The organism is Spiroplasma syrphidicola EA-1, from assembly GCF_000400955.1.
Taxonomy (GTDB): domain Bacteria; phylum Bacillota_I; class Bacilli_A; order Mycoplasmatales; family Mycoplasmataceae; genus Spiroplasma; species Spiroplasma syrphidicola.
Genome location: NC_021284.1, coordinates 664,198 through 678,569 on the forward strand (window position 1 = coordinate 664,198; position 14,372 = coordinate 678,569).

The 14,372-nt window shown below is 28.1% G+C and carries 13 protein-coding genes; 3 read left to right on the forward strand and 10 right to left on the reverse strand.

Translation table 4 applies throughout. From position 1 onward, the window contains the following. Positions 1-42 precede the first annotated feature (42 nt). On the reverse strand, positions 43-1,389 hold the full coding sequence (locus SSYRP_RS03110; RefSeq protein ID WP_016340857.1) for a hypothetical protein: 1,347 nt from the start codon (positions 1,387-1,389) through the stop codon (positions 43-45). 13 nt (positions 1,390-1,402) lie between these two features. Beyond that, positions 1,403-3,007, reverse strand: coding sequence for a formate--tetrahydrofolate ligase (locus tag SSYRP_RS03115; protein ID WP_016340858.1), 1,605 nt, complete (start codon positions 3,005-3,007; stop codon positions 1,403-1,405). 114 nt (positions 3,008-3,121) lie between these two features. Here SSYRP_RS03115 and SSYRP_RS03120 point away from each other — a divergent pair, with 114 nt between their 5' ends. Together SSYRP_RS03120 and SSYRP_RS03125 are read left to right on the forward strand one after the other, a co-directional pair. Further along, on the forward strand, positions 3,122-3,985 hold the full coding sequence (locus SSYRP_RS03120; RefSeq protein WP_016340859.1) for a bifunctional 5,10-methylenetetrahydrofolate dehydrogenase/5,10-methenyltetrahydrofolate cyclohydrolase: 864 nt from the start codon (positions 3,122-3,124) through the stop codon (positions 3,983-3,985). Between the two features lie 94 nt (positions 3,986-4,079). Then, a complete protein-coding gene (locus tag SSYRP_RS03125; protein WP_016340860.1) occupies positions 4,080-5,255 on the forward strand; it encodes an IS3 family transposase in 1,176 nt (391 codons plus the stop codon). A gap of 48 nt (positions 5,256-5,303) precedes the next feature. On the opposite strand, the gene rbfA is transcribed toward SSYRP_RS03125, so the two are convergent. Further along, on the reverse strand, positions 5,304-5,645 hold the full coding sequence (rbfA, locus tag SSYRP_RS03130; RefSeq protein WP_016340861.1) for a 30S ribosome-binding factor RbfA: 342 nt from the start codon (positions 5,643-5,645) through the stop codon (positions 5,304-5,306). Positions 5,646-5,770: 125 nt separating this feature from the next. On the opposite strand from rbfA, the gene SSYRP_RS03135 reads away from it, so the two are divergent. Beyond that, on the forward strand, positions 5,771-6,634 hold the full coding sequence (locus SSYRP_RS03135; RefSeq protein WP_016340862.1) for a hypothetical protein: 864 nt from the start codon (positions 5,771-5,773) through the stop codon (positions 6,632-6,634). A 4-nt stretch (positions 6,635-6,638) separates the two neighbouring features. Here SSYRP_RS03135 and SSYRP_RS03140 read toward each other — a convergent pair whose 3' ends face one another. The 7 genes from SSYRP_RS03140 to mgtA form a co-directional block, all read right to left on the reverse strand. Further along, a complete protein-coding gene (locus tag SSYRP_RS03140; RefSeq protein ID WP_016340863.1) occupies positions 6,639-7,733 on the reverse strand; it encodes an alpha/beta hydrolase in 1,095 nt (364 codons plus the stop codon). 1 nt (position 7,734) lies between these two features. Continuing rightward, positions 7,735-8,130 carry a cytidine deaminase gene (gene cdd / locus SSYRP_RS03145; protein ID WP_016340864.1) on the reverse strand — a complete coding sequence of 132 codons (396 nt, stop codon included), beginning with the start codon at positions 8,128-8,130 and terminating at the stop codon, positions 7,735-7,737. A 10-nt stretch (positions 8,131-8,140) separates the two neighbouring features. Further along, positions 8,141-8,572, reverse strand: coding sequence for a diacylglycerol kinase family protein (locus tag SSYRP_RS03150; protein ID WP_016340865.1), 432 nt, complete (start codon positions 8,570-8,572; stop codon positions 8,141-8,143). A gap of 21 nt (positions 8,573-8,593) precedes the next feature. Next, the gene (gene ybeY, locus SSYRP_RS03155) at positions 8,594-9,070 is read right to left on the reverse strand and encodes an rRNA maturation RNase YbeY (protein WP_016340866.1); all 477 of its coding nucleotides are present in this window, start codon (positions 9,068-9,070) and stop codon (positions 8,594-8,596) included. A 17-nt stretch (positions 9,071-9,087) separates the two neighbouring features. Beyond that, entirely contained in the window at positions 9,088-9,474 is a 387-nt protein-coding gene (locus tag SSYRP_RS03160) for a hypothetical protein (protein WP_016340867.1), read from the reverse strand. Then, complete coding sequence (locus SSYRP_RS03165) at positions 9,467-11,518, reverse strand: cysteine peptidase family C39 domain-containing protein (protein WP_016340868.1); 2,052 nt, start codon at positions 11,516-11,518, stop codon at positions 9,467-9,469. Before SSYRP_RS03165 ends, SSYRP_RS03160 begins: the two co-directional genes overlap by 8 nt. Before the next feature lie 79 nt (positions 11,519-11,597). Next, positions 11,598-14,312: a magnesium-translocating P-type ATPase gene (gene mgtA / locus SSYRP_RS03170; RefSeq protein ID WP_016340869.1), complete on the reverse strand. Its 2,715-nt coding sequence runs from the start codon at positions 14,310-14,312 to the stop codon at positions 11,598-11,600. Positions 14,313-14,372: the final 60 nt, after the last annotated feature.

Here is a 14,372-nt window from a genome sequence, read left to right on the forward strand (position 1 = left end):
AGCATATTTTTTTTAGTATAAATTAATTTTTAAAAAAGATTATTAATTATCATAACCAATAATATAGTCATCATTTTTTAAATTTTCCACCGCTGAAAGCATTGCTTGTAAGCGCATATAGTAATTTGAAGCTGAAATAATTGGATATTTATAATCAAAATAGGTTTTAATATAAGTTGATTTATTGCGATAAGTTGCTAATCATTTATGGGCAATTAGATTTAATTCTTCCATAATTTCGCGTTGATTAACACTAATTGCATCCCGTCTTTTTTCAGCTGGTAATTTTTTAAATAATTCTGTTGCCTTCTTTTTAAAATTAATTGCGTAATTAATAAATCCAACTGGTCCTGCAACTTTAATTGGAGTGACATATAAACTTAAATCATGGTTACGACAAAAGTCATAGTGAATTCGTGATAGTTCCGATTTTTTTAACTCATTTTGAATATAATTTAAATCATCATAATTTTTTAGATTAAATATTTTAAAATCAATAAAGTAATCATAAGGAGTTAAAAAGCAACTATTAGTATACCAACTATAGCGCGAAATTGATTCAAAGATTTCTTCTTCAATAAATTCTAATTCCCGGAAATAATAAGTTTCTGACATCCAATAACGTTCAAGAATATAGAAAATTAATTCTTCCCCATCAATATTATTAATGAATCAATTTTTTTGAAAAGCAGTACTACGATATTTTGCTAATGTTTCTTCATCCAATTCAACATCAGCAGTTACTTTTTGCAAATATTTATCGTATTGTTTAACAAAATATTCATAGAATCATCGTAAAACAAGAATATAAATAATATAATAATAACCAAACTCACTACCAACAACATATTTAATCATTTTTACCAATGATCTTAGCAAATTATTGGAAATTTTGTTTGCTTTATTAAACGCTTTTACAACACTAATAACATTATCTTTTTTTTCAATTCCATTTCGTCAGAAAACATAACCTAGTTCATCATTACTATTTTTTTTATAAACAAATGGAATAATTCGGACTGTTAAAATAATTTCATCATCAATTTTATACTCTAAATATCCTTCATTTTGAGTATTTTTTTGAAATGGATCAACCCCACTAAAACGTTTAATTTCTTTTCCAATATCTTGAAACATCTTATCGCGAAGACCACTTTTTTCTTGGGGGAAATGCTTAATCACAGCAATTTCTAACTCCAACTTATCATATTTGGTCATTGTTTTACAACCGTATTCCCCTAACGCAACAGTTTCATATCCTAACGCATTAAAAACTTGGCGATAATGGGCAAAAATTGCTTTAATTTTCTGCCGAAAATTAATTTGTAAATCAAAATGTTTCTTGATAATACTATTTAATTCTAAAAACTTGGCTTTTTTAGCTTTCATTGTGTTCCCTGTTCTATTTAATATTAATTATTTTATCCCCAATTAAAGCGATATTATTAGCATTTGGCGTTTGATTTAAGCCTGGCAATGTAATAATGTCCGATAAATAAATAATAAAATACTTTGCTCCTGAGTTTATTTTAACATCCCGAATTGAAATTACATTATTATTACTATCATTATTACCAGTAATTGTTTGATGATTTTTCGCCATACAAACCGGTCAATGACGAAAGGGACTGGTGTTATATTTCGCAAGTTTCTTTTCGGCCACTTCCGAAAAAATAACTTTTTCCACCCCATATATCTTTTGACAAATTGTTATAATTTTGTCAGTAACTGTTGTTGTTTGGGGATTAAATAATGGTTGATATTCTTGTTGCTCTGTTGTTTTGGCAATTATTTTATTAACCAAATCAACATCAGCATTAACCCCATTTTGATAAGTTGTATTAATTCCATAACTGATATCTTGGTTAGTTAATCATTCTTCTAAACAATTTAATTCGCTAGGATCATCTTGAGAAAATTTATTAATACAAACAATAAATGGTAAATTATACTGTCTAATAATATTTATATGTTTATTTAAATGTTCAAAACCTTTTTGTAAACTAATTAAATCAACTAAATCTAATTGTGCTTCTGACATACCCCCATGCAGTTTTAAAGCACGAATTGTTACAACTAAAACTGTACAAGCAGGAGTATATTCTTGTTGCAAATTAATAATATCATTAAATTTTTCAAATCCTAAATCACTACCAAACCCAGTTTCAGTAACAACATAATCAGCTAGTTTTAAGGCTAAGTCCGTTGCTATTAATGAATTTGTCCCATGCGAAATGTTGGCAAATGGCCCACAATGAACAAAAGCTGGGGTATGATATTTTGTTTGAACTAAATTAGGACGAATCGCCTCTTTTAATAAAGCCATAATCGATCCCGTAATTTTTAATTCTTTTAAATAAACTGGTTCTTGTTGGAAATTATAAGCAACAATTGTATTGTTTAGACGGTCTTCTAGATCTGCTAAATTTTTACTCAAAGATAAAATTGCCATAATTTCACTGGCGGCGGTAATTTGAAAGTGTTCAGTTCGAACAATATTATGTCCTAAGTTTAATGTAACATTTCGTAAAGCCCGATCATTAATATCAAGGCAGCGCTGCCAAATAACTTTATTTGGATCAATTGCTAAAGCATTATTTCAATATAAAATGTTATCAATCACAGCGGAAACTAAATTATTGGCACTAGTAATTGCATGGAAATCGCCAGTAAAATGTAAATTAATTTCTGGTTCCGGAATAATAACACATTCTCCACCCCCAGTTGCTGAACCCTTTAAGCCAAAAACTGGCCCTAATGATGGTTCACGCAAAGCTAAAACAACTGAATAATTTAAGTGGTGCATTAAATCAGCAATTCCAATCGCAGAAGTTGTTTTACCTTCCCCAGCTTTTGTCGGATTAATTGCCGTTACTAAAATTAATTTCCCTTTCTGAGGAAGCGTGCTAAAAACTTCTGCTTTAACTTTTGCAATATGATTACCATAGAAAATTAATTGCTCTGTTGTTAGACCAAGTTTTGTTGCAATTGCTTTAATATCTTTCATAACAAGCTAAATCCTCTCTTTTATTATTAAATTAACAAAAAAAATATTTTATAAACATTAAATTGTTATAATAATTATAGCAATATTTTATCATACTAAAGGAGAAATGGAATAATGGATAGCAAAATAATTGATGGCAAACAAATTAGTACGGAAATTAAAACACAAATAAAAGAACAAATTATTGCCTGAAAAAATAAAGGTTATCGAGAGCCAAAATTAGTTATTATTCAAGTTGGTGATTTAGCAGCTAGTACAACATATATTAAAAATAAAAAAATAGCTTGTGAAAAAGTTGGAATTATTTGTGAAATTATTAAGCACCCTGCCGAAATTAGGGAAGATATTTTAGTAAACGAAATTAAGCAATTAAATAATGATAATAATGTTGATGGAATTCTTGTTCAACTCCCCTTACCACCACAAATTAATGCCTTACTGATTACTGAAACAATTGCAATTACAAAAGATGTTGATGGTTTTTCCCCAACAATTCTTGGGCAAATGTTATTGAGTAATGCCTCACCAAACGAAATCGTCTTACCAGCAACCCCAAAAGGAATTATGAATTTATTTGAATATAATAAAATTGACTTAACAGGTCAGCATGTCGTTATTGTTGGACGTAGTAATATCGTCGGAAAACCAATTGCTAATTTAGTTTTAAATGCCAATGGAACAATTACTGTTTGCCATTCTAAAACAAAAAATTTAGCAGCATTAACAAAACAAGCAGATATCTTAATTGTGGCAATAGGTAAAGCAAAATTTATTACCAAAGAAATGTTGAAAAAAGATGTTATTATTATTGATGTTGGTACCAACTATGATGAAAATAATAAACTATGTGGCGATGTAGATTTTGAGAATGTGATTGACGATGTTAAACAAATTACACCTGTTCCTGGCGGTGTTGGGCCAATGACAATTGCGGGTTTACTACAAAACTTGATGTTATTATATCAATCACATTTATAAAATAAAAAAGTTACTTTCTTGAATACCTACAATAAAATAGACACATAAAAAGTTAGTTATGTGTCATAATTTTATTGAAAGGTATTCTTTTATTATGGGAACAAAATGATTTACAAAAAACGAAAAACTTAATATTTTAAAATATTATAAGGAACATGGTTGAGCAAAAACAATTAAAAAATTTGAAATTACAACAACAACTTTATCTCGTTGAAAAAAAGCAATTAAAATTAGTGGCGAAAAAGCATTAGAACCAGGGAAAGGTCCACAATCAAAAGGGATTCGCCGAACAGGGCGACCAAAAGATCTTAACTTTGAACAAATGACAAAAAAAGAATTAATTGAATATATTGAAATGATTCAAGATGTAAAAAAGTCCTTGACCAAATCGAAAAAGAAGAAATTCCAAACGATTTGGTCCTTAAAGAAAAAATACAAGATTAAATATTTATGTAAAATTTTAAATGTTTCTAGAGCTGGTTATTATAATTGATTTAATAGTGGTATGAAAGCATTTAATAAATGAAATAATACAATTGCAAAAATAATTAAAACATTATTTCTAAGTTTTAAGAAAATTTATGGATATAATATGCTAACGTTAATTATCAATAAACTATATAACTGAAATTTAAAACCACATATTGTTTATAGATATATGAAGAATATGAACTTGAAGTCAATTGTTAGAGTCAAAAAATTTAATTATCGATTATCTTCTGGTAGTAAAAGACATGAAAATATCATGAATCAAGATTTTTCAACCACAGATATTAATCAAAAATTAGGAACAGATATAACATATTTACTAACAAATGATAAAACCTACTTTTTATCAATTGTTAAAGATTTTCATACTAATGAAATTTTGGACTACCAAATAAGTAATAATTTAGGAACAGAATTTGTTTTTAAAAATATAATTAATTCTTGAGTAAAAGCTGGAAAACCATCAACTTGAGTACTGCAATCAGATCAAGGTTTTCATTATACAAATTCTGATTATGAAAAATTATGCAATTATCTTGGAATTAGAATTTCAATGTCCAGACGTGGGAACTCTTATAATAATGCCCACACAGAATCATGGTTTGGCACTATGAAAACTGAATTTTTATATCATATAAAAAGAAAAAAACGAACAGCTAAATGAATTAATGAAAATCTTCCTAAATATATCTACTTTTACAACAATTTTAGACCACAAGTCAAATTAAAAGGAATGAGCCCTGTTCAATACAGAAAGTCATTCCCTCAAGTAACTTTTTAAGTGTCTATTTTTCTTGACATATTCATCTAAAAGTAACTTTTTTATTAATTATTGCTTAATTTTATCTAAAATATCATTAATACGATTAGCATTGGCCAAAGCATTATCATAGATAAATTCTAATTCTGGACATTTATAAATGTCTAATTTTTTCGCTAATTTACTACGAATTTCTTTACGATAACTTTCAAGAGCGGATTCAACTTCTTCTTGTCTTTGTTCTAATAATGATGAGTAATAAATTTTGGCATATCCTAGATCACTTGTTAATTTAACATCATGAATAATAATTTGGTTAATTAAGGGGTCTTTAATTTCGCGTTGCATAATTAATGTTACTTCCCGAACAATAATTGATTGCATTCTTTCAACTTTAACTGAATTTTTCATATAAATCCTCTTTTCATTTTTGTATAGTTTAATTATACTGAAAAGTATTAATAATGATAAGTCTTGAATAAAAACTTTATTTAGTGTAGTATTAAAAAAATATTGATAATTTGAAAGAGGCAACAATGAAACAACATTTAAATAAAATATGATATAAAGATTATCTATGATATTTTAAAATCTTTACTGCCGGATTAGCCTTAGGCTTTTTAATTTATGGTTTTTACATGGATGTTTTTGTTGAATATTGATATATAAAACCCTACCCATCAATTGGTATCGAAGATAAGTTCTATCAAAATCATGCTCATTTTCAAAATTTTGATTTATTAATGAGTTTCTATTCTGTCCAAGTTAATATTATTACAATTGTTTGATTGATTCTTAGTATTTTTAATCATCATAAGGAAAACAAAACATGATTCTTTGGGGTTAATGTTAAATTAGCAATTCTTAATTGAGATATTATTATGTTTATTATTTTTTGAATTGGGATTATTACTGGTTTTCGTACTAATCAATTAAATCTTGGTGATTTTACTACCGCACAAAAAGCTTGTACAACTGTCACCCATTTTATCTTACCAATTTTATTTTTTATTTATGTTTTTATTTCTTTTGGAACAACAACTATCAGTTTAAAAAAAGAATTTTGAATTAAAGATTTGTGACTTTCAGTTAGTTATCCTTTATTCTATTGAATTTATGTCTTAATTCGGGCAAAAATTTGATTACTAGACTATGAAACGCTATGGGCTTTCCCCTATCCTTTTTTAGATATTTATAATCCTTTTATAGAAAATGTTTCACCGACCGGGATGGTTTTCTTAATTGGTTTTAGTTTCTTTCTTATTTTTGGTGGGGTTCAACTTTTATTAACTTGATTCAATAATGCGATGTATAAAGTTTTTTTAAAAAATCAAAATAAAGTTCTCTGATATGAAAAAATAATAATTAAAATTAAAACAAAAATAAAAAAAAGAAAGTAATTAGTTACTTTCTTTTTTTGTTGTCACAATTTGTAATAAATAAATTAATTTCATTTAAATAATTAACAGGATCATAGTGAATTCCACGAACATGATCACAATTGAATAAAACTTTACGACTAAGGTTCGTTTTTTCAAAGCCTTTTTTATTATAAAAAGCCTGATTACCCATTTGATAAGGTGTGGCATGGTCTTTTTGATTTAATATATATAAAAATGGAATTTTCGCCACTAAATCTAAATTTTCCCCCGGATTAATTTCTTCGGGATCATAACCACGTTGTTGTTCAGCATATAATTTAATCGCATAATAATGTTCATAATAATTGATTTTTAAATTATTCATATAGTAATAATACAATTCACTTAAACGATTAACTGTTGAGTCTAATACCGCCCAACCAACTAGTTCTTGCTTCTCACTAATCATTTTTAAATATTCAACAATAACAAAAGTCCCCATTGATCAACCATGAAAATTAATTTCGCTAATTTTTGTTGCCGGTAAAGCTTTCAAAAAATTAACGATGCATTCTAAATCATGCTTCTCAAAATTACTCATCGTTGTAATTTCCCCAGTTGATTGTCCATGGTTACGTTGATCAAAAACAACAATATTATAACCCTGACGTAAATAAATTAAACCAAAGAAAATGCTACGGAATTTATGAGAATTTAAACCATGGACAACAACAACCCATTTATCATTATTATCATTTTTAACTCAGGATTTAATTGTAATAGTTTTTAACATCGCATCTTGATAACCGGGAACATCATATTCATTGATATCTCATTTTGTTGCCAATTCACTGGCTGTTGGCATCATTGCTTTAATTTTCAACCGTGTTGTTAGATCAACCAAGTACTTTTTACAATATCCTTCTAAATCATAACCTTTTTTTCATCATGTACTGTGAGTTAATAACATTCGCCGATCTTGAATTGCATAGAACATTTTAATATATATTTTATTTGCGGCTAAATATTCTTCGATTTGATCGGGAGCAACTATTTTATAAAGTCCTGGAATATTATTATATTGTTTTGTTTTTGAATTATTAAATTTTAACATTGGCAGAATTTTTGGCTTTTTCATGTTATTTTAAACTCGCTTGATTAAAGGCAAATGGTAATAAGTCCGCAACGGTTACTATTTGTTTTTCACCATGACAATTATACATTTCAATTGGCGTTGTTAAAGGTAAAGTCTCAATCATAAATTGACGGCACATTCCACAAGGAGAAGAGATATTATCACTTTCAGTATAGAGAAATAATTTAATGATATCTTCTTTATGATAACCCAAGGTATATACTTGGGAAATTGCTGTTCGTTCAGCGCAAATTCCAACTGGATATGCACTATTTTCAATATTTACCCCCGCAACTTCACGACCATCTTGCAGTAAACAAATTGCGCTAACATGAAAATTTGAATAAGGAACATAAGCATTTTCTTTTAACTGCCCTAATTTTTCAAAATAATTTGCCATGATAATTCTCCTAACTAATTTTTAAATAAATTTTAATTACATCCACTAATGGGGGTAGCATAATTAATAAACCAATCGCAATCGCCAAAATTGAGTTAATTAAAGTCGCCGCAGCACAAATATCTTTAATTTTCTTTGCCTTAATATTATATTCAAAAGATAATAAATCAACGAAGTTTTCAACCATTGTATTAATTAGTTCAAACCCAATTACAATTCCAATTGTTAATAATAAAATCGCCCATTGAACATAACCAAACTCATTAGGGACTTCTTTTTGTAATCAAATTCCCAACCCGATGATTAAAACGGAAACAATTAAGTGAATAATTAAACTTGATTCTTCTTTAATTGCGGTATAAATTCCACGAAAAGCATTTGAAAATTTATTACGAAGTTTAAAAAAGACCTTTTTTTTATTTGAATTTCTATTTTCTGCCATGTTAATCCTCATTCCTTGTTTCTATTGTATTAGATTTCGAGTGATTTGTAAATCATCTAAAATTTTTCGTTGTAAACCAAACATAACTTCTTCATCAGCTGGTTCAATATGATCATATCCTAAAATATGAAGCATGCCATGTGTAAATAAAAAAGCTAATTCCCGACGTAAAGAGTGGTGATAAGCCTCGGCTTGTTCAATTGCTTTTTGCGGGCAAATAAAAATATCCCCTAAAACTCTAATCCCAAGTACTTTACCAAAATCAATTGGGCTCTCATCTTCAAGGGGAAAAGTTAACACATCAGCAACATAGTCTTTATTGCGATATTGTTGATTAAGTTCGACTTGTGTCGCAGGATTAACAAACGTCAATGATAATTCTAACGGTTCTGTAATCGCTAAAACTGTTTTAACATGGGCAAAAATTGCTTCAAAATCAGGCAAATATTTTTCCAGATCAATCGCTGTTTCGTTAGTAATGTCAAAGATATCTGTCATCCGTTCACCCTCTTTTTTTAAAATAAAATATCTATTAAATATTTTAGCATTGTTTTAGGGGGTAATTCAAGTTTTGCTAGTAAAAAAAGCGGAAATTGATAGGACACATCTCATGAAGCTAACGAATAACTCCCTGTTGGGGTTCGTTTTAAATCAAGACTTGTTTTTAGCCATGTTTTATTATACTGAAAATAAAGAATCGCTTTTTTATTGTTAAAATTAAGGTTTTCTTTCTTTGTTGGAATAAATTGAAAATCAACCTCGCTACTATCAAGGGGGTTAATATTTTTGATAATATAGCCTCCTTCAAAGTTCTTAACATAATTAAAACCAAGAAATAACATTAAAAAAATTGTTATTATCAGTAAAATAAGACTTAAAAAAGTAGTTTTACCTTTAATCATTTTGTTTAAACTCCCTTTCTAAATCAATGATTTGTTCAAAACATTGCTCAATCATTAAATCATGACCAGCGTAAATAATAACTTTATTACGCTTTAACTTAAGTAAGAATTGGATTAAAAGTTTTTTTGATACATTATCAACATTACTCAACCCTTCATCAATTAAATAAACATCGCGGTCTTGTCCTAACATTTTTATAAAATTAATGATTTGAATTTGTCCCTTTGAAAGAGTAGGTTCATTGGCATTAATAAGTGTTGTTAATTTAATTTGATTACGGTGAAAAACTGTTTGAATTTCTTCAAAATTAAAAATTTGATAATTGCAGCCTTGATTAAAATTAGTAATATTATCATAAACCGTTCCAGCAAATAAATATTGTTGTTGGACAAGACTATAAATTTTTGTAGCTATTAAACCTGGTGATATTAACGTTAAATTATAATTATTATTTATTCTAATTTCACCCTCTTCGGTTAACAACATTTTGCTTAATAAAAGTAACAAGGTTGTTTTACCAATCCCACTACGACCTTTCACAAAGAGATGACCAGAAAAAGTTAAGGTTACATTTTTAAATAGTATTTCTGCATCATTGGCATAAGATAATTCAACTAAATTAAGACTTGTAATCGTAGGTAAACTAACAATTTCGTTTTGTTCTGAGGCTTGTTTAAAAATAAAAGATCGCGTTCTTATAAAAGCGTCATAAAATTTTGTTTTTTGAACGATTAAAACTGAATTACTAATAATAAAATCATTCATGTAAATCGCCAGGGCCGAATAAAATAATAAATCACCAATGCTAAAAACAGCATGAAAAATTAAGGTAAAAGAAAAATAAAAGATAATATAACTAATTATTTGGCTTAAAAAGCTTTGGAGCAAATTTTGCCCTAAAATAACTTGTTGGAGTTTAAAGTTTTTTGTCAAAAAAATATTTAGTTGTTGTTCTCATTGATAACTACAATATCCTGTTAAATTACTCCCCCGTTGGGCCAAAAAACTATCATACAAAGCAAGCGTGTGATTTTGCAGCTTTACCCCTTGATTATAATAAACTTGATAATGATATTTATGAACATGTAAAAATATCAGCATCATTAAAAAAGATAAAATATTTTCAATTAAGACAATAATTAAAATTGTGCTATTCATAATCAGTAAAATAAAAAAACTTATTAAAAACATTAAAAAAGTAACTAATAGTTGCGAAAGATGACTACCCAGAAACGTGGCTAATAAAGCCAAGTCTTCTTGCAACTTGATTCAATTACTACGACTAATTTTGATGACTTCTTGATATGATAATTGATTAAAATTACTTATAAATTGGCAGAGTAATTTTTTGGTAATTTGCTGATTTAAATAATTGTTTAAAAGCGTTGTAAAATAATTAACAAATAACCGAAAAAGTAAAATAATAATAAAAGCAATAAAAATAATGCCCAGATCATTATTGACCGCATTAGTAAGTTGATCAAAATAGACTTTTAAAAAGCTTTTACTAAAAATTAAAGATAAATTTAAAAGAAGTGTTAAAGTAAAAATCGCGCAAAGAGTTTTGCGATAAGGTTTTAGAAAAACAAACAAACTAAAAAACGATGTTCGGTTAGAAACTCATTTATTTGCTTTTTTAGTAAAGATAATAATCCCTTGAAAAATATTTAAAAAATCATCGCTACTAATTGAGGTAACTTTATCGCTACTAGGATCAGCCATTAAATATTTTTGCCCTTTTTTTTCATAGATAATAATATAATGAAAATCGCCGTTCTCATTTTTAACATAAGCAATAAGGGGTTGGTCGATTTTTTGTTCAAGAAATTCCTGATTAGTAATTTGATAAGGCGTAAAAGTTAGTTGATACTTATTTGCTAATTGACCTAAATCATAGATACTTAATGCTGTTTCGGGCTGGTAATATTGCATTTTTAAATCTAATAAACTAATTTTTTGTTGGTGATAATATTCAATTAGCATTCCTAAACAAGCAAAGCCACAGTCATTTCTACTTTCTTGTTTTAAAAAAGGATAAATCATTTCCCCCAACCTTTCTGTTAACTATTTAACAGCGAAAGTAACAAATTCCTTTTAACAAAAAAACAGTTTTGCAACTGTTTTATAATCAGAACTTATAAATTTTTTTATAAATAATTTTAATAACGATACTAATCGCGGCAAATAAGAGGACTCCCCCCGCTAAATAAGCGTACCAAATGGCTGGAGGTGGCGCTAGTTGAATCCAGCTACCAACAACAGGAATATATGGTAAAGCAAACACAAAGATGATGATTGCTAATAATGGTAAAGCTAACGCTAATGGAGGACGATTTTTAAAGAGATTTAGTTTATCTGTTCGCATAAAGAATATCATTAAAATATGTAAAACGGCTCCCTCAGTAAACATTGTTGTTTGAAACTGATAAATTAAATTAACATTTTCTGGGTTATTATAATCAATTTGACCCATTGTTCCTAACGATGTTAAAATAATTCCCATTACAATAAAGTTTAAAACACTAATAAAAGTTACGGATGGACCATTTCAAAACGTAAATGAAAGAATTCCTTTTGTATCTCAATTCCGTGGTTTTTGGGCAAAGTCAGGATCAACTTTATCAAAAACAACGGCTACTTGTGAAAAATCATATAATAAATTTTGAAATAAAATTTGAATTGGCGCCATTGGGGCAAAAGCCAATCATGATGAAGCAATTAACAATGATAACATTAAACCAAAATTAGCCCCAATTGTTACTTTTAAATATTTAATAATATTTCCAAAGATATTACGACCTTCTAAAATCCCATGTTCTAAAACTGCCAATGATTTTTCTAACAAAATGATATCTGAAGCTTCTTTGGCAATATCAGTTGCGTTATTAACTGAAATCGCGACATCACTTTTTCGTAGCGCTAGCGCATCATTAATTCCATCCCCCATATAACCAACTTTATGTTTATTACTTTTTAAAACATCAATTATTTTGGCTTTTTGTAAAGGGGTTAATTTGGCAAAAATTGTTGTTGTTTCAACAGCATGTTTTAACTGTTCAGGTGATAATTCATCAACTTCTTCCCCTAATAATGTTCCCTCAACTTTTAAGCCAATTTGGGCACAAACTGAAGTTGTTACTTGGGGTGAATCACCAGTTAAGATTTTCATTGTTACCCCATATTTTTTTAACAATTTTAATGTTTCTTCGACATCTTTTTTAACAACATCTGTAAAACATAAAAATCCTAAAAAAACTAAATCTTGTTCATCAGCAATTGTTACTGCCGAGCTAGTCGTATTTTTATAAGCAATCGCAATTACTCGTAAACCCTCTTGGTTTAATAATAATAAATCTTCAATTATTTTTAATTTTTGGGTTTGATCTAATGGGAGAATATCACCATCATTATCAAGGTAATTACAAACCGCTAAAATTTCTTCAACGGCCCCTTTACTAATTAAAGTATGTTCTTGTTTAGCAACATTATTTAATAACACTGACATTTTCCGGCGGGTAAAATCAAATGGAATTTCATCTAACATTTGATACTTATCTTTTAAATCACTAGTATAATTGACTCTTTTATAATCTAAAATAGCATTATCAATTTGATTACGCATCCCCGTTTGAAAATAACTATTTAAATAACCATATTTTAAAACTTGCGGATTATTAATTTTATTAACATTATAGTAATTAACTAATTTAATTTCATCTTCAGTCAAGGTTCCTGTTTTATCAGTACATAAAACATCAATCGCTCCTAAGTTTTGAACGGCATCTAATTGCTTAATAACAACTTTTTGTTTGGCTAAGCGCTTACTTCCTTTCGTTAAATTAGCGGCCACAATCATTGGTAATGATTCGGGTGTTAAACCAACAGCAACTGATACGGCAAAAACAACAGCATTTAACCATTGTCCTGTTCGCACCCCATTTAAAACTAAGACTAACGGTACCATTACTAAAATCATAATAATAATTAAACGGGTAATTTTTTTGATCCCGATATTAAAATTAGTTTCAACTTTAATTGTTTGTAATTCGGTATTAATGGCTCCTAAATAAGTTGCGGCCCCAGTATTAACAACAACACCAATGGCACTACCACCAACAATACTGCTGCCCATAAAACAAAAGTTAGAAATATCGAATAAAGCTTTGTTGGTACTATTATTTAAAATTGTTTTATAAGCGGGAGTTGACTCCCCATTCAAAACAGATTGATTGACTAATAAATTTTTGGTATATAAAATCCTTACATCACATGGGACAATATCGCCAGTTGATAAATAAATTAAATCCCCCGGAACAATTTTTTGGGCTTCAATTTTTTGGACTTTTGTGACTAAATTAGCAATATTTTGTTCATTAATTAACGTCATTTTTGTAGCACCAGTTCGAATTACAAATGCGGTTTTTTTAACCAACTGTTGTAATTCTTTTGATGTTCGGAACGCTTTATAGTTTTGAACAATTGAAATTATCGCACTTAATAACATCATAATTAGAATAATTACCGCACTAGCTAATGCTAATGAGTCAGTAAATTTTGTCATAATATAATTAACAATTTGAAAAACTAAAATAAAAATTAATAATAAATTAAAAGGATTAATAAAAGTCATAAAAATCTCTTTTAAAAAACTAAATTTCTCTGGCCGAATTTGCGCAAAAGTTTTTGTTTTTAATAAATTATTTGCTTGTTCATCATCATAACCAAGATGAGGAATTTTTAGACTATTAAGTAAATTTTCTTCATTATCATTAGCAATTGCTTGATATTGAAGAAAAAAATCATGATCATTTAAACTTTTGGCACTAACTTTTTTCATTTCTCGTCTCCTATGTAAATATCATAACATTAAAAAATAAAAAAAGATTTAAGAACATAA